This is a genomic window from Sphingomonas yabuuchiae, assembly GCF_001477495.1.
Lineage (GTDB): Bacteria > Pseudomonadota > Alphaproteobacteria > Sphingomonadales > Sphingomonadaceae > Sphingomonas > Sphingomonas yabuuchiae_A.
The window spans coordinates 98,302-117,280 of sequence record NZ_LDTF01000007.1 but is presented as its reverse complement, the minus strand read 5'-3'; the positions used below and the strand labels follow the sequence as shown (position 1 = coordinate 117,280).

Sequence of the window (18,979 nt, the reverse complement as noted above, 5' to 3'; positions counted from 1 at the left end):
AATCGCGACGCCGCTGATCGACCCAGCAGGAGCGCACTTCCCTGAATCCGATTGGTGAATTCTATCAACGCGGCACCAAAGCGAGATCCGGCATGCGGCGGCGAATCGATCAATTCTAATCGAAACTTTCGCCGACGCATGCGCGAAGCCGCTGCCTTCCGCTAGGATTTAGAAGGAGGACTTGGCAGGAACGGTACCACCGGCGGCGCGCTTGACCGCAGCCTCCCATGCCCGATCCGCGGCCACGCCCTGCGACAGCGAAATCTTCAGCTTGCCGTAGACATCGATCTTGGCTTCCAGACCGGTGTGCTGATTTCCCCAGATCGAACGGCACGGGTCACCACCAGTGCACCAGCTCGCCTCGTAGATGGAGCGGGCGACCGTCGACACGCCCGGCTTGCCGTAGCGCTTCGTCATTTCGGCAGCGATCTGCTCGGGCGTCCGACCGGCGGCGGGGGCAGCGTACGTCACGCCACTGACCAAGTCCCCGCTCGGCATCGGCCGGAACCTGACGACCAGCGTCTCGTCGCCCTTCCTGGCATTCAGCACGGCAACGCCGTTCTTCGGTTCCTCGATGGGAAAGACGTCGCGTTGCCGCTTCACCTCGTGGTCCACTGTTGCGGCCCAGTCCTCGCCTGCTTCCGTATCAACCTTCCATCCGTCGCGGGCGAGCGTCGTGCGCGCCTCCGTCGCAGTCATGCCGATCCGCAAACCCGCTATCGTCAACGGCTTGGCCGCTTCCCGCGTCTGCGCGGCGGCGTCGCGTTCGGCGACAGACGCCGATCCGCAGGCGGCGAGCAGTGCCAATGCGCTCATGGCGGTGATTTTGGTCATCATGTTATTCCCTCGTGTTCGATGGACGTGCGGCGTCGTTCGCCGAGAAGCATCCCGGCGTCGCAGGTCCGGTGGTGGACATTCGATCTAGCGGTTGGTGTCGGCCGGCTCGGGTGGCGAACGGGCGCGGAAGGAACCGCTCACCGCAGCACTAGCGTTACGAACCCCGCCGTGTCGCTCGCTCCGGCCACATGGCCGGCGTTGAAGGCACGGGCGACGCCGAGGCGCATAGATGAGGTGGACGACAGCGCGGCAGACCAGCCGAGCTCGACATCCAGCTCGCGGGAGTCCGGGGCGAGATCGACCATTGTCGTCGCGGTGGAAAGCGCGCCGGTCATCAGGTCGTAGGCGACGGGCACGAGCAGGGTCGTCCTCGCACGCTCCACCCGCAGCGGTGACGACAGGCCCAGCGTCGCAGTGCCGCCGAACAGCCCGCGCGCTCCCTCGATGGCAAATGCGCTGCCCCATACCGGCCCCGAGAAGCGCATCAGCTCCGAGCCGCCGGCGACGTGGGTGGTCGAAGCGGTGGCGCGCGCCGAGACGAGCACGCCGACGATCATGCTGCGGGCGGTCAGCGACACCATCGTCGTCCGAGCACCGCTCAAACCCAGATCGGCACCGCCGCGCATGCCGAGCGCCTGGCCGCGCTCGACCATGTCCGAGACTTCAAACCCAAAGCCGAGCGGGGTGGAGACGGTAAAGCCACGAAGCTCCGTGCGGGCATCGCGGGACGACCCGGACGAGAAGCCTGCGGACCAGCCGCTGCCGGTCCAGACCGACGACATGCCAATGGGTGCGTCGACGACGCCACACAGAGGCGAGCCGGCGATGCCGTCGCTACGCCCGACCATCACGTTGGCGCCGAGCATCACCGTCTGGCCGGGTGCTGGCGAGAACGACACCATGGCCGGGCGGTTCGGACGGACGGACTGCCAGTAGCTGGGCACCGACGACGAGAAGCCGAGGCGGGCATCGGTGGCTCCGTTCCGCTGCCACGGCGCGTCGATCGGGGAAAGCATGGCGCCAGCGAGCAGACCCGAGCCGCGGGTACGGATGCCGGACGCGCCCTTCATGACGAAGTCGCGACCGTAGCGGTCGAACACCGTCATCGTGGACGCCTTGGCGGCGATCGCTGCAGCGCCGCCGAACGGGGCGGACATCGTCAGCGAGGAGTAGCGCGCCAGCACGGCCTGTGCAGCGACGAACGACGTGGCAGGTGCCTGCGCCTGCATCGCCTTCTCGACGTTCAGAATGCCGACGCCGAATACCTGATCGACGCCCGGCGCGCCTGCGTCGGTGGCGGTGTCGAGCAGGATGCGCGCGATCGCCTTGCCGCCCAGTTGCGGCCAGTACTGCTTGAGGAGGGCGGCTGCACCCGCCACCGCGGGAGCGGCGAAGCTGTTGCCGGTCTCGATCACGACGTTGCCGTTCTGGTCGACGGTCTGGACGTTGTTGCCGCCGGCCGCGATCATGCGGTCGGCAAGCGGTCCGGCGTTGCCGTTGGCGACGCGCGGACTGCCGTTCTGGTCCACTCCGATGGCGAAAAGGAACCAGTCCCTGTTCGCACGGTCGGTGCCGACGAGGTTCTCGGCGATCTTCCCGGTGAAGCTGTCCTCGTCGGTGAAGTTCGATACGGATTCCACCAGCAGCCGGTCGGCCTGGCGTACGGCATCCATGGCGGCACGCTGCTCCGTCGCCGTCCGTCCCGTCGCTTCGCCGTTCAGGCTCATGCTGATGACAAACGCACCCTTGTCCAGCGCGTAGCGGATGGCCGGTGCGATCAGGCTGGGGTTCGCACCATCGCCTTCGGGCACCGCCCCGGACGTCGGCGTGACGTTCGTCATGTCGGGTCCGGAGAGCTTCAGCGCTAGGATCGTCGCTTCGGGTGCGACGCCCTGCACCCCGACGCCGTCACGTGCGGCGGCCGCGATGCCCGTGACGCGGCTGCCATGCCCCTTCACGTCCTTGACGTCGAAGCGGATCGTCTCCGGCGCGCAGGTGCCGCAACGGGCGATCGCCTGATCGAAGGCTGTACTGTCCGGAGAGATGCGACCGGAAAACTCACGCCCGGACGTGTCGATGCCGGTGTCGAGGATAGCGATCGTGACGCCCTTGCCGGTGATGCCGCGATCATACGCGTATGCGGCCTTCGCTGAAACGACTGCTCCGGACGCCTTGTACTCCACCGTATCAGCGGATGACGTCGGGGCAGGTGTCGGCGACGGCTGCGGTGCGGGCGTCGGCGTGGGCGTACCGGACGGCGGCCCGCTGGTGCCGGGCGAATTCACGCCGCCACCCCCGCCGCACGCCGCGAGCAGGATGGCTGTGGAAACCGCCATCGAATTCCTGATGATCCTCAGCCGCCTGCTGCGGCCTTTGTCGAACACGTCCACGCCCGAACCCCCGTTCGCGGCGCTGCCGTTCGACTCCTCCAGCCGGCGGCACCGCCCTGTTGATACGAGGCGGTGCCGGCCCGTGAGCCGGGGATTCAGAACCTGCAACGAGACAGGCGCGAGCGTCTTTAGGCCCCCGAAGAGGCCTTGGACATGCACGCCCGCTCCCCGGCCGAATGGAATTCGGGCCGGGCATCGGCTGTCGTTGCGAGGTTCTGACGCCTCGGTCCGCCTGCTGGCGAACGAACACGCTCTAACCGGAGAGTGTTAACACGATCAATCCACAGGATACGGCACGGATCACTTTTCGAACGACAATGTCCCGGTTCCCGGCAACCGCACGCCACTGACGATCAAGAAACGCCATGTGACCGATGATCGATGGGCTCACTCCTCGACCAGCCTCTAGTCGGCTAGGTCTTCCGCTATGCTTTTCGCAATGCTTGGACGCCAGCGGGCGCCAAGCAGATAATTTACACACTAATCGCCAAGACAAAATCAGATTCACATAAAACAACCAAAATGGATGCTTTTCTGCCTATAAGATGCCGTCTACAAATAAATTTGACGCCTCATGTTTTTATCATTGACGTCATTCATGTGACATGGTGATTTCATGTTGTCGGGCGGGGGCAGACGCCTTCCCTACGACGCCCGACTCGGGAGAAAAATTATGAAGCGTGTTGTACTTGCTGCAAGCCTCGTATTCTCTTCGGTGCTGCCATTCGCGGCCGCGCATGCCGCACCCGCGGCAGTCGAGACCAAGCACTCCTATGTCGAATATATCGGTTCCTTCGAGAGCGGTGGCGAGATCTACGACGTGTACGAAGTCACCGACCTGGGTGGTGGGTACTATTAAGCCGATCCGCTAGACAGCGGATCGGCGGGCACCGGGACGGATGCGCGCAACGCCATCGTCCCGGTTGCTTCCAGCCCGGCGCATTCCACCTTTCCGATCGACGACGCATTATGGTTCGGCGCGCGATCATCTGAGGAGCATCCCATGTTCACGAAGTCGTGTCTCGCGCCTGTGGCCGCCATGGTCGTCCTGGCGGGGTCCGCGTCGGCCGTCGCGGCGCAAGATCATGCCGGCAGCTTGGTGGAGGGTACTTGGGCGGGATCTTTCGCCTCCACGGAGTGGACCTTTGAGTTCAAGCATGAGGGTGGCAGCTGGTCGGGCCGGTACATGTCGGCGAGAAGCGGCAAATGGGTCCCGATGCAGTCCTTGGCCGTATCGGGAAACACGGTGCGGTTCGCCATCGAAGCAAAACCGCCGGTCGCCTTTAGCCTTGAGGTCGACAAGGCGAACAAGGCTATGACTGGCGACGTGGCGATCTTCGGCAAGAAACTACCATTCACGGCGACGCGGAAATCGTGACCATGATCCTGGGTCGGGTGGCCATCGCATTGGTCGCGCTGGCTCTGTCAATCGCGCCGGCTTATACTGCACGGCCTGGCGCAATGGTCATCCGGAAAGCATCGTTCGGTCATATTGAGGTGGCCGCGACCGATGTCGAGACCGCCCTCAGAGAAGGTCGTGCGGCGCAGGCAGCCGCTCGTGACGTGCTGCTCCTGCCACATGCGCGCTTCGGCATAACGGCGCGATCACACGGGAAGGCGCAGTGGGTCAGCATCGCAAGCAACGGATTACCGATCTATAGCTGGGCCTTCGGGAACGCCGCGCCAGGCGGCCGGCCTGTCCCGCCGAGCCACGCCTTGCGCCACGAGATCGGGCATGATCTCTTCATTCGCCACCTCGTTCCGAGTTCGAGGGATGGTCAATATGGAGGCGATGCGCCCGATTGGCTCGACGAGATGGCGGCCATCGCCTTCGAAGGTGCCGACGTAACCGCGATGCGCCGTCGCGAGGCCGCGCGTCTCGCAAAGAGTGGGACGCTCATACCCATGGATCGCTTCCTCACCATGGTCCATCCCGAACTGACCGAGCTTCCGGCATCCGCCGCCGCTTCTGATGGCCCAGCATACCGCATCAGGCTTGCCGCCTCTGCAGACACGCCTCGCTTCTACGCAATGACGCGCGCCTTCTATGACTATCTCGTCGCGCGAACGGGGTCGCCTGCGGTCATCGCCGAACTGGCAGGTGTGTTCCGCAGGGGCGAGCGCCTCGACGCCTGGATTTTGACCCGCAGCAGCAGCCGTGACGAATCCGCGTCGCTCGAGACACTAGATGCCGAGTTGCGCAGCTGGATTCAATCGGACTCCCGGTACGCCGCGACGACTGGTAGCCCGAGCGGCGGCTGACAGATCACTATGTCTCATAATTGGAAACGGACCGGCAAGACACGCCGCCATTTGGCAGGCCTGGATGGCGATAGCGTTGCCGACTGCGCGTCGCTATCGCCCTCAAACGTCGTTAACGATATGATGGACCAGGCTGGCCGACGTGCCCCGCCACCTGTACAACGCACACTACGATGCGCCCTGCTGTACAGCGCGTCCCGGCGACACCGCCTCCTCGCAATGGGGCTCCTTACGAGCGTGGCATCGATTCCCGCCGCGGCACAGGAGGTATCCTCTCCGCCAACTCCTTCGTCATCCAGGCCGGTCCCAGCTGGAAGCGCAACCCTAGGGGATCGCCCCGAGCCCGCGATCGACTTCCGCGGTGCCGATGGCGGGGCGATGTCACCCGAAATCCAGCGCAAGGTCATTGAGCAGTTAAGGAAAGAACCTCTACCGCCCGCCCCCACGCCGCCGCCCCGGCTAACACGGCCAGGTGTCGAACAAAAGGCGGTGACCGGCCCCGACGGCGACGTCGTGGTTTCCGGGCAGCGGGCACGCGGATCGGTGCTGGGCAGCTTTCCACCGGAGCGATCGTTTAGCCCGCTCGACATCCGGGCGCTTGGGGTCAACAACATCGGCGATCTCCTCGACGCGATCCGGCCGCAAGTCAGCAGTGACAGGGGGCGAGAGGATGGCGACCCAGTCGTGCTGCTCAACGGGAAGCGAATCTCCAGCTTCCTGGAGATCGCCAAGTTCCCAACCGAGGCGATCGAGAGGATGGAGATCTTTCCCGAGGAACTGTCGCTGAGGTACGGTTTCCCGGCCGATCAGAAGGTGGTCAATGTCGTCACCTTCGAGCGATACGCCGCAGGTGTCGGCCAGATCGATCACGCCACGTCGACGGACGGAGGGCGCGACACCTCGAGCGCCGACGCGAACTACCTGCGGATCAGGAACGACACGCGGTTCAATCTGAACGGCGAATATAATCGCGCGTCGGCGTTGCTGGAAAGCCAGCGCGACATCGTGCGCGATCCCAACATCGTGGACGACGGGCGTTTCCGAACCCTGCTGCCCCGCACCGAGCAGTTCGCCCTGACGGGCACCGTCAGCGGTAACGTCGTGAAAGGCGTGTCGTCCACCCTCAACGGCCGCGTGCAGGCAAGCAGCACCCGCAGCCTTTTCGGTCTAGCCGGGGACCGCCCCCTCACCCGCGACACGGATGCGAGCGTCCTCCATCTAGGCACCGTATCAAGCGGATCGGCCGGACAATGGTCCTGGACCCTCACCGGCAATTACGATCGCGCGACGGCGGACACCTTCACCGATCCGGGCCGCATCGCGGGAACGCGGGACGTGGCGCGTTCGGTCAATTCCTTCACAAACGCCGATCTGTTATTAAGCGGCTCCCCATTGAAGCTGCCAGCCGGCCCGGCTTCGCTCAGTGTGCGGGGTGGCGTCGAGTTTCGCGATTTTAACGCCAGATCATCGCTGTCAGGCAATGACGGGCGGACCAAGCTCTCGCGCGATCGGACCGCCGTGCAGGCGAGCCTCGACCTTCCCATCACCCGTGCGCGGCCGCAACGCGCGAATGGACTCGGCAGCCTTTCCGTCAACGCCAATCTTGAAGTCGAGGACCTGTCAGACGTCGGGGTGTTACGAACGTTCGGCTATGGGCTTAACTGGTCGCCGCTCAGGGGCATCAGTTTCATCGCATCGATGACGGACGAGGACGGCGCGCCGACGGTCGAGCAACTCGGCGCACCGCTCGTCGTGACGCCGAATGTTCGCACGCTGGATTTCACGCGGCGCGAGGCGGTCGATGTGACGCGCGTATTCGGCGGAAATCCCGCGCTGCGCCCCGACAATCGGCATGTCACCAGGCTGGCGCTCAATCTCCAGCCGCTTCGCGCGACCGACTTCACCGTCAGCATCAACTATATCCGAACACGCACTGACGATCCGATCGCCGTTTTTCCGATCGCCACGCCGGACATCGAAGCCGCGCTTCCAGACCGGTTCGTCCGGGACTCGGACGGCAGGTTGCTCCGGATCGACACCAGGCCGCTCAACTTCGAACGTTCGTCGCAGGACCAGATGCGCTGGGGCCTGAACTTCACCAGACCGCTCGGTGCGGTGCCCCCGGGGCTGCAGAACGCGAACGTCCGGGTGATAGGGGGTGGCGAAGTGGGCCTGCAGGGTGCACTGCCGCCGGGCGCGAGGGTTATCAGGCCGGAAGCCGGAAGCGCAGCGGCCCGGCGGGTAGAGAATCTGACGAGCCGTTTGATCTTCAGCATCTATCACACATGGCGCTTCAGGGACGAAATCATCGTCCGGGAGGGTGCGCCGGTACTCGACCTGCTCAATGGCTCCGCAATCGACAACCGTGGCGGCCGGCCGCGTCACGAGGTGCAAGCGCAGGCCGGCGCCTTTAAGGGCGGTCTGGGCGCGCGGATCACTGCGACCTGGCAGAGCGGGACCTATGTACGCGGCCTAGCCGCCACGGCGGACGGCGCGGCGGGGAATTTGCGGTTCTCCGATTATGGCCGCATGGATCTCGAGCTGTTCGCGAACCTCGCCGATCAGTTCGGAGGCGCCAGCGCGCCGGGCTGGCTCAAGGGCGCACGGATCGGCTTCAACGTCGACAATCTGTTCAACAGCAGGCCCGCCGTGCGGGACGACAACGGATCGACACCGTTCAACGTCCAACCCAGCTTCCTCGAACCCCTTGGTCGCTCCTTGAAGTTCAGCCTTCGAAAAATCTTTTAACACTACTTCGGCAGAAGCGTGCGAGCGGGGCTTCCAACACCGTGGACGCATCGCCATAAGAAGCTAGCCGTCATACTGGCTGGGGCCGTATTTACAGGTTCTGCGTAACACGCTTGGCCACGGACGTGACCGCCCACATTGTCAGGCTGATCGGCACTGAACACCGATATGTTCCTTGCCTATCTGACTTGTGCCTCGCGCCTGGGTTTGACCGTGGCGACGTCGTCGCCATGGACAAGCTGTCGAGCCACGACATCTCCCCCGGTACGCGCGGCTATCGAGAGCGCTGCCGCAATGCCCCTCGGCTTATGGTCCGTCTAAAACGATCTACAGCCGATTCATCCGCTGGAGCCGGCTTGGGATAGGAACATTCAATTGGATATGACGGGCCGATAGCGGAAGGCGTGCCGCCGGGCGAACTGATGATCGCCGCCACGCACTTAAAGTCAAATCGAACAGCCCCAGCCCGAGCAAGGAAAGGCTCACTCCTGATGTATCGGGCACACCAAAAACAGATTTAACTCATAACTGTACAACCCAATTGCCGCCTACTGAGCCATCCTAACCAAAACCCCATTAACAGTCATCACACACGTGTCAGTAGAATCCGAAAAATACTGCTATTTATTAAAGCATCAATCTCGACTGAGAATTCGAAATAATTCTACTACGCCATTCTCAGTCAAAACGACCACAGATCATGATTATCTCCATTTCCTTCCTATAACTTTCTATATCCATTATAACTTATATATTTGGATACTAGAAATACTCACAAGGGAATTGATGAAATATGATCGCGAATCTGATGTCAGCGATGCTGCTCAATATCGCCTACATGCCAACCAGCTACGTTCCTTTTCAGGTGCAAACCGAACTCGGCAGAATCACCCTGCCACGTCTTGAAGTCGAACAGGCAACGCGAGCCTCTGGTATCGACCAGCGTAACGGTTCGATCGTAAGCACCACCGGCAAGGATTTCAACAAATCCATCAACCGCAGCATCTCTCAAGACGATGTTATGATTGACTACGGAGGTCCCGAGCAAGATTCCCAGACCGCTGCGATTGTGTATGCGCAATATCCCATCGTTACTACCCAACGAATTGGGCAAGAATTCGAAAGCGACATGGATATCCTTAGCCCTCGCCGTCGCGGATCTGGCAAAAACCAGGGCGATGATGCTTATGATCGCCGCCATATACGCGATGAAGGTTCCAGCAACCGAACTGACGGCCGCTTCGATCGAGATGCGGTTCGCGCGAGAGGCGACAGCGACCTGCTCCGCGGCCAGGCAAAGAGTGGCATCGTGCTTTTCGTTCTCGCCGGCTGTTGCTTCGGCGCCGCGTACGGCTTGGCCCTTCTGCTCGGGTTGCTGACTACCGGCAGCAGAATTCGCGACGTAATAATTGGCGGGGCGAATGCACTGGTTTGGTGTTTCGTCTTCGCGCAATACATCTAAACGAGCGCGAACGTTTAAAGCTGGCCCCACATAGAACGCCAAGAGGCCGATGATCAACAAGATAACGCCCAACCACGCCTGCACGCGAGGACGGCGAACCATTCTGTATAACGACGATGCCATCGCTCTCATATCTGCCATGATCGTCAATATTGGATTAACAACCCAGCAGCCTTCTTTGATTTACAAGTATTTGTAAAAACTTGATTCACCACACCGCACAAATATAATTTATTATACGAAATCATTCATTTCTTTACGATCTACACAAATTTTAATTATATCTGGATAAGAATTATAACAATATTTACCGCGATTCTAATCTACGCGAATCTAGATTGCCTTGAGACCTTTAGACTCAATGACTCCACGGCAAACTGGGACATCTTCGGGGGTATTACGCCTATTCTCGACGGCGATGATAAGCCGGTACTTGTCCTCCCATCATTCGAACATGAGTGGTTTACGGCTCTCGGAGCCCCACCGAAAAACCGAGCAATTTCAGTCCGTTGCGATTCGCCGAAGGTTGCGGAGATCACGGGGATCACTTGGGCTGCCACCGCGCATCTCGACGGGGTCTTGATCGAGATAATCAGGCGTTCCTATACCCGTCACTTCGTCGTCCTGCGCAGCCGCTAGGTTGTCAGGCACAACGTCGCGTAGCTTAACCGATACCGACGCTTCGCCGAGGATTGGGAGAAGACCATCGCCTCCATCGCGCCAACGACCCGGTACCTCGCCAAGCTCGAATTATGAGTCGGGCTCCCAATGATGGCACTAATTACTCGACACCATCAGGGCGTCAAGCGTCTGCGGCGTTATGGTCCCCGTCACCGGAAGAGAGCGCTGCCCTTGAAATTTGCGAAGCGCAGTCCGGAGTTTCGGACCCACAACCCCATCGATGGCACCATCGTAGAGCTGCCGGGCCATCAAGGCAATTTGGACCCGGCGGACGATGGAGGCAAACCGCTTGGTCCTGCCCGATAGTGTCTTGGGTTCAGCCTCGACGGGGGCGGCCCGCTCGTTAGGCGAGAACAGGGGCGATGGCGCCGGAGGGGTGATCGGTTCCGACCGGACCGGCGGCGGAGTGTAGATCGTTCGCGCCGGTGCGGCCGAGCCGCCGATGTAACTGCCCCCTGTGCTCGAACGGTGACTGGTGTGACTGTAGTGCCCACCACCGCCATAGCCGGATCGATGGCTTGAATGACTGGAATGACTGCGATGGCTTCGATGATCCGCCAGGATCACCGTATGATCCTGGCGGAACACGTCCAGCAGCGACGACCTGTCAGGATCGTCACGCGGACCCGACGTCGTCCTGACGTACATTGCCTGCGCCGGATCGCCGTATCCGAACCCTGCGGCCAGAAGGCTGGGGATGAGAAACCTGATGCGTTTCAAAGCGGCGTCACTCCGTCCTCGGCCTGCTGTATGGGATGCCATTCGAAGAAGCCGCTGCATGCGTCACGCTCGCGACATGGTGCACACGCGTCCGCATAGCGGCGCTTCCAATCGGATATCGATGCACGCGCCAGATCCCGCCAGGGCTCCGGCACGGTGCAGCGAGGGAAGTTGAAGAGCTGGGCGCGGATGCCGTGAAGGGCGGCGTAATCGATCGCGTCGCCGATCGGACCGAAGTCTCGGGCATGTTCGACGAACAGTGATGCCCATCGCGCACGCGCGAACCCGATGTTCTCGAGCTGCATGATCGACCAGACCTCAATGAATCGCAGCCGCTTGGCGACGTACCTGGCCAGCCGGGGGAGCGCGTCCGCGTTGTCGGCAACCAGCACCGTGCGCAGCTCGATGCGCGCGCCAGCTCGCGCCAGCACGGCCATGCTCTTCTCCAGTCTGCTGAGCGCGCCGTCCTTGCCCACGATGCGATCGTGAAGCGCGGCGTCGGCCGCGTATATGGGAATTCCCCAACTGACGCGAGTATACCGCTCATCCCGCAAGCGCGCGACATCGTCGTCATCGAAGAACTGGCCGTTGGTCAGAACATGGAACTCCAGGTCCGGACGCTCGGCCAACACGCGTTCCAGCATGCCGAGGAGGTCGTCCTTGTAGAGTGTCGGTTCGCCCCCCGAGACGCCGATAAGGCTGTCAGATTCGGCGAGAAGACAGGCCTGCTCGAAGAGTGCGAACCGGTCGACGTGCGTCTTCTTCGGCGGTTGAGAGCACATCAGGCACAGCTGGTCACACCGTTCAGTCACGAGCAGCGTGTTGTGGCCCGATCCTCGTCGTAGGATCCGCTCCGCGCGTCCTCCGACCGGATCTACGATGACGACGTCGCGGTCCAGCTCTGTCGCCGAGGCACCATCGATGGCCAATACGCCGTGACGACCGAGATACGTCACGCCTTCGGCATCCTCGTCGACGAGCGCCGCATCGGCTTCATCCACCCCGCCGCGGCCGGTGTTCAGTCGGGCGACATAGGGGGCTTCGGCGTCTGACGCCGCGGGGAGCGTGAGGCGGATCACGACAGACGCACTCCGAACTTGGTGGGCGTGCCGGGCAAGCGGAGCCAGCGTGCCAACGAGTACCGGACGGCGGGGTCGGCGGAATAGATCAGCTCGAAGACGAGGTCGAACATCGCGAGGTGCCTGCGACAGAACTCGGTTTCGTGGCGCGGCAAGTCGATGCGGCCATAGCGCGAGAGATCGTCGACGAGATCGCGTCCGCAGAAGGGCTGATATGCACAACCCATGCAGGTCGGATCGAAGCGGTTGGTCGCGTGCGCATTGAGACGGTCCCTGGCCTCGGCCTCCCAACCATCGAAGACGTCGCCGATCGCCAGGTCGATCACGCCGGAACGCGTCAGCATCCGCGCCTCGTCAGTGGGATATACCCGACCATCGTGATCGACGACGACGTAGTCGACCCCAACGGGATTGGGATCACGCAGATCAACGTGCCGATCGGCTCCCGGTTGGAACACCCGCCGAAGGCATATGCTGAAATAGGTCTCTTCGAGGACCCGGCTTCGATCCTCCCAGTTCCGCTCGATCAACCGCCGGACGAAGGCTGAGTGATAATAACGCCAGGCGGCGTCCAACTCCCGGACCTCGGCATGACGCTTGCGCGCGAAGCCCTGGTAGTTGATCGGCCTCAGGAAGACTCCATCGATGCCGTGGGCTGCGTAGCTGTCGATCAGCCCGTCCATGTCCGGCAGGCGGGCGGGATCGACGGTGGGCAGCGCCGAAACCTTGGTCGGACCGTACCGATCCAACACGAAACGCAGATTGGCGAGGAATGCGTCGGTCGTCGCTCCATCGCCAGTCCGCTGCCTGGCATGCGTGGCGGCGTCACCATCCAGCGACGTGCTGATGAAGACATCGGGCCGATCGAAGAGCGCCAGCACGTCGTCGTCGATGCGTTGCAGGTTGGTGCAGATGACGAACTGGCGGATCGGAATCCGCTCGCATCGATCGATCACTGCACGGATCAGGTCCGGCCTCAAGGTCGGCTCACCGCCCTGGAATTCGATCTTCACCCGCTCGGTCTCCAGGCCATCGATCAGGCGAAGGACCGCAGCCAGCGTCGCCTCGTTCCAGTCGAAGCCAGTGCTGCGCTCCGCCACACGCGAGACCTGACAATAGCTGCAACTGAGGTTGCACCGGAGGGTGGGGACCAGGATCAGATAGTCGAGGGCACCGGCGTGCCCTATCCGTTCCGCGACGCCATAGGCATATGCCACCCGCCCCAGAGGATCGCCATCGTCGATCAGAAGACCCTCGCGGCTCAAGACGTCGCGATCCTCGTCAGTCAGCGCGTCGGCGCACAGGCGTTCGACCATCGACCGCTCGGCCAGCGCGAAATCGCCCGCATCACCGACGAGCAGCATTCCGTCTCCGTTCGTTGGTCGGACCCTAACTGGAGCGAACGTCATGAAAGGAGTTCTGCCAGCACGAGGCGGCGTGCTTCGGCGTTTGCGTGGAGCAAGCGCTCGTTCGTCATGACGCACAACCAGGCATCCTCGATGCGCTCGCGCGTCGACGTCTCGGAACGAAGCGCAAAGCCACCATCGACGCGTTCGATCGCTATCGATGGATCGATGATCGCGAGACGATGCAGCGCCTCTTCCGGCGGATCGACGATGTCGATCCAAATTTCCGCTACGCGGACTTCCCCCTGCAACGCCCTCTCCCCTTGGCGTGATCGGACGAGGCTAGGACGAGCCAAGATGCACCACAATACCCATCACATCCATTTTCGAGGCAATTCCGCGAGTTGAGGCACGCCGGAGAGCATGTATGTTCAACCTGCAGGACAGTGGGGGATGGCGATGAACCGAAGGTCGATCGGCACGGCGTCAAAGAGCTCGAGCCGTGGCGTCGCATGGACGATCGGGGTCATCGGGACGCTGGTCGTTCTGGTGAACGTGTCGAAATGCTCTTCGAATTCGCCACGGACACCGGCGGAAGTCGCGGCCTCCGATCCTGCCATCAAGACTTTGACGTCCTCCGTGGCCGCTCAGACGCCACCCGCAGTCCAACCGTTGAGTTCGCCAGCAGTGCGCGAAGGTCTTGCCGAAATGGGCAAGGCCTTCGCGTCCGAGGGCTTGTCGGGATCCATGATCTACAGCCAGAACTGCTACGACGCCCTGTCTCATGCCTTCAGCTGGCGCCTGCTCGACACCTGCGGCGCCGCCGATCTGAAGGGCGTCGCATCCGTTCCGGAGGACGAGGTGAACAGCATAGATAAGGAGATCGCCTATTTCCAGAGCGAAGTGGCGGCTGCCAGATATCTCGGAGCAACGACCGGTGCCGGAGCTTCGGCCGATGACGCCGACACGCGGCTGGCAGAAATTCAGCGGCGAGTGCCACCGGCCAAGCGCGCCCCTGCTGATGACTCGGAGATCTACAACGCCACCGCCGTTCCGGCTGATATGATGACAAACGTCGATGACGGAGCTCAAGCGGAAGCAACCTAGGTTTTCAACTGCCCCACGATTCTCCTAGTATGCGCTTGATTTCCTCGGGCGTGGGCTCCCGGACCACGTGGCCGTCGAGGACGTCCAGCGCGTGCTGGAGATGCGGCACGCTCGTCCGATCTCCCGCCCCATCCAAGAGCTCCAACGCGCGCTTCATCAACGACCGCGCCATCTCAATGGCGCCACCCTCGTCCGGGCCCTCAATCAAAACGGAAACCTCCCTCGGTCCGGGCGTCCAGGAATAAGGACCGCCGTATCCGAAGCGTGATCGCATGTCACGATAGCGACCGAGCCTGCCCATGCGGCTCCCTGCCGTGATAGGGAGCTGCCTTCGAAGCGAAGGGGACGTGAGCAGTGGCTTGATCACGCTCACTCCCCCTCCATGTCACTTCACCGGCTTCGCGCCGACGGTATCGCACTTGGTGAAACGCCCTTTGGCATCCTTGCACTTCACGGGCTTCGGCTTGGCGGTTTCGCACTTGATGAATTTGCCCTTCGCGTCACGGCACGGAGCTGCATGGGCGGACACAGTCGCGAACGAAGCCAGCGCGGCGGCGACAAGAATCGACTTCAGCATTTCGGCTATCCTCCGGTCGTTGATCGACGCATCCGTAAGTACAGCAGGCGACCGAAGAACACCACGGTGACGACATCTCGAAGCGTCCGCAAGCGACCAAAATACGCCGTTAGCTGGTGTCGCGTTGAAGATCAGCTTCCGCCAAAAACCAGCCGTTCTCAGCGCGAAGCCGTCCGGCAACATTGCGCCATTCCGACCGTAGACGGCCCATGACAGCGATCCTGATTGCAGAAGGTAAGTCACCGTCAATCTTCGCCGTCAGCAGCCTTCGTCGATCGCGCCTCCCGCAGCAGGCCCAGCCACAGATCTGGCGGAAGCGGCAGCCCGGCATGCCTGCATGCCATCGCAAGCACCGGCCAGTGGCCTAGCGAGATAGCGGACAGATTTTCGAACCCCGTCGTTGACGCGCACTCCGCCTCTAGCATGCGCATCGCGCGTTCGCCGTCCGTCGTGATCGGTATTCCGCCGAGCGACGCCCCGTGCGACCGATCGCCCAAGTATAGGAGGTTCTCACTGTCGGCGCCCGCTAGCCAGAACTGCATGTTGCAGTGGCCCAGTTCCTTCTCTGCGAACTCCGAGAGGAAGCGGGCGCCCATGCCCTCGCCGAAGGTCGACGCCCAGAGGGAGAGCAGAGGAAAGAGCGAGCTGCCCTTCGTTTGACCCTCACGGTATTCGGACGTGCGCTCGCGCGGATGGACGAGCAGCGACCGATAGTCGGCGTAGATCGTCGGGTATCTGCTGTGGGACCGGAAGGCGTAGACCGTGCGCTCGATGACCGCATCGGCGTAGTTGCCGGCCGCTTGGTTCCACCCTCCCATCATCGTTAGGAAAATCAGGGCGCTCCCGATCTCGACAGACTGCTCGTCCGTGAAAGGTGTCAGGAGGATCGGGTTGTTGCGGATGAGCTGGACGATCTGCTGCGCCAATTCCGACGCTTCCGGGCAGTCCCAGTCGTCTCGCGCCATTGGCAGCCGGTCGCCGCCTCCCGCGAACCACAGGTGCCACAGCCCCCGCATCGCCATGCGCCCGATCAGCGTGAAGAGCTTCAAGTTCACGTCGACCGGCGAGGCCGATCCTACGGCGACCGAGATCGCGTGTTCGTGATCGACGAAGGGGAGAATCTTCCCGCTGGCAAGCTCGTCCCAGATTAGGAAGTGCAGGTTTAGGAGTTCGGCGAATGCTGACCCGACCTCCTCGGACGCCTTCGTGCTCTTCGGCACATCTGCCCGGATCAGGTGCCACGCAAGCAGGATCGCGAGTTCACTGGCTCGATACGGTCCCTCCACGTTCCCGGCATCCCGTGCCCAGACGAACTGGACCCAGAGACAGATGTAGATCTGGCGCAGGATCGTGGCCCGCTGCCGGGGGGTGGAGTCCTCTACCTTGCAGAGCCCGCGCACAAGCCGCTCGAAGTGCTCGAACGCGATCTGCGGCTCGTCGACCATCGCGACCGCCTTCTGGAAGCTGGCGCGAAGGGACTTGTCGACCAACTGCTCCCGAAGGACGCCGTTGACCAGCAGCCCCGCCATATAGTCGCCGTTCCATTCGGCGAACGAGATGCCGTTCTTCGTCTGCTGCCTCGTAAACTGCGTGACGTTGTCTCGGACTGCTTCCTGGATATCGCCACCAAAGCACAGGCAGATGACGATCTCGAGCTTCGAATAGGCCTCGGGAACGCGCGTCGGGATGTAGACATCGAGTATGTCGTTGATCGAGCCGCGCAGCGCCTGAGGACTGCCGTCCCAGTCTGCGCGGGTCAGATCACCCTGCTTAATCGAAAACAGGAACAGCTTCCGGCAGCCGTCCGCGTCCCGGCCCACCGCCGCGACGTCTACGCCGTATTGGCGGGTACCCACTGACGGCCTAGAGATCACGGTGTAGCCGAGCTCGCTCAGCAGGTCCGGCAGCACCGCGTCGAGCTCTCTGCGCTCCTTGAGGGATGCGAGATACTGTCTGAAGACGAGCTTCATTCCGGGCGAGCCTCCGCTCTGAATGATAGCAACATCAGCTGCAGCCCGACCGGATCCACAATATCCACGCGAGGCACCTCGAACGAGGTGCTGATGCTTCCCATCTCGGTCTCCATACGGCGGGGTTCGTCTCCAGCGTGCTGGACCCAACTCACGGCGCGCTTGCCGTAGAGGATGACGGACTCTGTCGCGATCTGAGCGAAGATGGATTTTCTCCTCGCGTTGCGCATAGCCTCCGACATGCTGTCCGTGTGACGCTCCCACTCCAGCTGACGTTCCCTCTCCGACGGGCAAAGTTCGGGAACGAAGCCCGGCGCCCTCAGCCTCTCCAGGTAGCTGTCCTGTGCTGCGATCGCGCGCGCTATCGCAGGCGCCGCCGGATCAGTCGCGTCTTCGGAGATTGGTATCAGCAGGTCACGGGTCGATCCCGCATAGTTCTGCAGGACCGGATCGACGAGTACCTGCTCTACCTCCGTCGACACTTCCGCGGGGGCCGTCCGGAGGAGCGAGGAAAGCAGCGACGACATGAGCACGGGCTTCAGGAAGAAGCTGCTGACGACCTTGCGCGCCAAGTAGGGATACTCCGCTTCGCGAAGTCCATATCGGGAGAAGTCGACGCGCAGCGGCCGCTCATCCCGGCCGGCGCCGAACATCGCTCGGTCCATAGCGGCGCAGAGCCGGTGGTCGCCGTCGCGCAGCCAGGCGACTACCCAGTCGGGTAGCGCGTCGTTCGGATTCTCAACCACCGCGCGCACCGTGGAGTCGAGGCGGCCCAGCTTAACCGCTCCCTCGTCCCGCCTGATAAGTGCCTCGGCAAGCTGCCTGACATCCACAACCTGCCCCGCCGTCACCATTTTTGACAGCGCGATGTCGAGTAAGTCGATGGCCCCCTTGTTCTCGGCGTCGACCTCGCGCAGCTTCTCCAGCATCCTTGCCTTCAGCGCGGCGCTCAGCGGCTCTGGATACAGGGCCAGCAATCGAGACGCGGAATGGAGCGTATGTTCCCCACCCTTCGACAGCGCCAGACCGGCCAGCGTCTCGAGCGCGTCGATCCGCTCCGCCGGTGCGTCCTTCAGTCGCTCTCCGATCGACGAAACGAAGTAGGCGCGAAATGTGTCGTCGGGGTTCGCCGCCAGCGCCGTTTCCAATGCTTCGAGGAGGCGACCCCAGTCGGCCTCGTCTGACATCCCGATCTGGCCAAGCGCGCTCAGCGCGTCCCACCGCTGCCGCTCCGTCCCGCTTTCTAGGAAGCCGTATGCCCGGTCGACGAACAGCGTTCGGTCGACGGCTACGCCGTTCTTGATGGCAATGATGAGGTATCCATTGGCCTCCGCAAAACCCTCGTCGATCAGGGCGAGGAGTTCGGCCGGACGCGATGGATCGTCACCGCACCACTTCGCAAACTTGTCGATGTGTAGGCCAGCCGCCATGTCGTTGCCGCCGCCGATGCGTAACGTCTCGACGACCCGGACCATCTCCCGGACCGAGCCGGTAATCCTCGGGATGAGCCGCTCATAGAGATGCTGCCCGTCGAAGAAGTTCGGCCCTGTGTGCCGCTCGACGGCCTCCGTCGTGATGATGCTCAGGAGATCGATCTCGCCTGCATTGTGGAGGTCAGCGAGCAGGCCGATCGTAGGGCTCTCCTCGTCCAGCCAAATGCGGCCGTATTCGGCAAACAGGGCGTCGACCAGCGTGCCGTCGCCCCACTTCGTCAGTATCGCATCCCGGTTGGGCAAATGGGCGTCGTTCATTTCTGGAACATATCATGCACACAAGCGGATGCCAGCCCGCGAGCGGCCG

The 18,979-nt window shown here is 62.4% G+C and carries 15 protein-coding genes; 6 read left to right on the top strand and 9 right to left on the bottom strand.

All coding sequences use genetic code 11. The features are described 5' to 3' along the window. Positions 1-168 precede the first annotated feature (168 nt). Both NS355_RS01820 and NS355_RS01815 read right to left on the bottom strand, forming a co-directional pair. Entirely contained in the window at positions 169-837 is a 669-nt protein-coding gene (locus NS355_RS01820) for a hypothetical protein (protein ID WP_058744094.1), read from the bottom strand. A gap of 137 nt (positions 838-974) precedes the next feature. Then, positions 975-3,227: a S8 family serine peptidase gene (locus tag NS355_RS01815; protein WP_244489516.1), complete on the bottom strand. Its 2,253-nt coding sequence runs from the start codon at positions 3,225-3,227 to the stop codon at positions 975-977. 715 nt (positions 3,228-3,942) lie between these two features. Here NS355_RS01815 and NS355_RS18880 point away from each other — a divergent pair. The 5 genes from NS355_RS18880 to NS355_RS18505 all read left to right on the top strand — a co-directional run bounded on the left by NS355_RS18880 (position 3,943) and on the right by NS355_RS18505 (position 9,699). Further along, the gene (locus tag NS355_RS18880; protein WP_167345381.1) at positions 3,943-4,086 is read left to right on the top strand and encodes a hypothetical protein; all 144 of its coding nucleotides are present in this window, start codon (positions 3,943-3,945) and stop codon (positions 4,084-4,086) included. 144 nt (positions 4,087-4,230) lie between these two features. After that, positions 4,231-4,605: a hypothetical protein gene (locus NS355_RS01810; protein WP_058744092.1), complete on the top strand. Its 375-nt coding sequence runs from the start codon at positions 4,231-4,233 to the stop codon at positions 4,603-4,605. Next, positions 4,602-5,489: a hypothetical protein gene (locus NS355_RS01805; protein WP_153007987.1), complete on the top strand. Its 888-nt coding sequence runs from the start codon at positions 4,602-4,604 to the stop codon at positions 5,487-5,489. Before NS355_RS01810 ends, NS355_RS01805 begins: the two co-directional genes overlap by 4 nt. Before the next feature lie 378 nt (positions 5,490-5,867). Continuing rightward, positions 5,868-8,237, top strand: a complete 2,370-nt coding sequence (locus tag NS355_RS01800; protein ID WP_153007986.1) for a TonB-dependent receptor — start codon at positions 5,868-5,870, stop codon at positions 8,235-8,237. Between the two features lie 793 nt (positions 8,238-9,030). Then, on the top strand, positions 9,031-9,699 hold the full coding sequence (locus NS355_RS18505; RefSeq protein ID WP_153007985.1) for a hypothetical protein: 669 nt from the start codon (positions 9,031-9,033) through the stop codon (positions 9,697-9,699). A 777-nt stretch (positions 9,700-10,476) separates the two neighbouring features. Here the strand turns inward: NS355_RS18505 and NS355_RS19465 are convergent. The 4 genes from NS355_RS19465 to NS355_RS01780 all read right to left on the bottom strand — a co-directional run bounded on the left by NS355_RS19465 (position 10,477) and on the right by NS355_RS01780 (position 13,836). Then, complete coding sequence (locus NS355_RS19465) at positions 10,477-11,028, bottom strand: peptidoglycan-binding protein (protein WP_430726988.1); 552 nt, start codon at positions 11,026-11,028, stop codon at positions 10,477-10,479. Positions 11,029-11,096: 68 nt separating this feature from the next. Continuing rightward, positions 11,097-12,179, bottom strand: coding sequence for a His-Xaa-Ser system radical SAM maturase HxsC (gene hxsC, locus NS355_RS01790; RefSeq protein WP_058744088.1), 1,083 nt, complete (start codon positions 12,177-12,179; stop codon positions 11,097-11,099). After that, positions 12,176-13,588: a His-Xaa-Ser system radical SAM maturase HxsB gene (hxsB, locus tag NS355_RS01785; RefSeq protein WP_058744087.1), complete on the bottom strand. Its 1,413-nt coding sequence runs from the start codon at positions 13,586-13,588 to the stop codon at positions 12,176-12,178. The genes hxsC and hxsB overlap by 4 nt, the downstream gene beginning before the upstream one ends. Continuing rightward, a complete protein-coding gene (locus tag NS355_RS01780) occupies positions 13,585-13,836 on the bottom strand; it encodes a hypothetical protein (protein ID WP_058744086.1) in 252 nt (83 codons plus the stop codon). The genes hxsB and NS355_RS01780 overlap by 4 nt, the downstream gene beginning before the upstream one ends. Before the next feature lie 142 nt (positions 13,837-13,978). Here NS355_RS01780 and NS355_RS18500 point away from each other — a divergent pair, with 142 nt between their 5' ends. Beyond that, positions 13,979-14,632, top strand: coding sequence for a hypothetical protein (locus NS355_RS18500; RefSeq protein ID WP_153007984.1), 654 nt, complete (start codon positions 13,979-13,981; stop codon positions 14,630-14,632). Positions 14,633-15,017: 385 nt separating this feature from the next. Here NS355_RS18500 and NS355_RS01760 read toward each other — a convergent pair whose 3' ends face one another. The 3 genes from NS355_RS01760 to NS355_RS01750 form a co-directional block, all read right to left on the bottom strand. Beyond that, positions 15,018-15,209: a hypothetical protein gene (locus NS355_RS01760; RefSeq protein ID WP_058744082.1), complete on the bottom strand. Its 192-nt coding sequence runs from the start codon at positions 15,207-15,209 to the stop codon at positions 15,018-15,020. Between the two features lie 245 nt (positions 15,210-15,454). Next, positions 15,455-17,179 carry a hypothetical protein gene (locus NS355_RS01755; protein ID WP_058744081.1) on the bottom strand — a complete coding sequence of 575 codons (1,725 nt, stop codon included), beginning with the start codon at positions 17,177-17,179 and terminating at the stop codon, positions 15,455-15,457. Continuing rightward, positions 17,176-18,930 carry a hypothetical protein gene (locus NS355_RS01750; protein WP_058744080.1) on the bottom strand — a complete coding sequence of 585 codons (1,755 nt, stop codon included), beginning with the start codon at positions 18,928-18,930 and terminating at the stop codon, positions 17,176-17,178. The genes NS355_RS01755 and NS355_RS01750 overlap by 4 nt, the downstream gene beginning before the upstream one ends. Between the last annotated feature and the right edge of the window lie 49 nt (positions 18,931-18,979).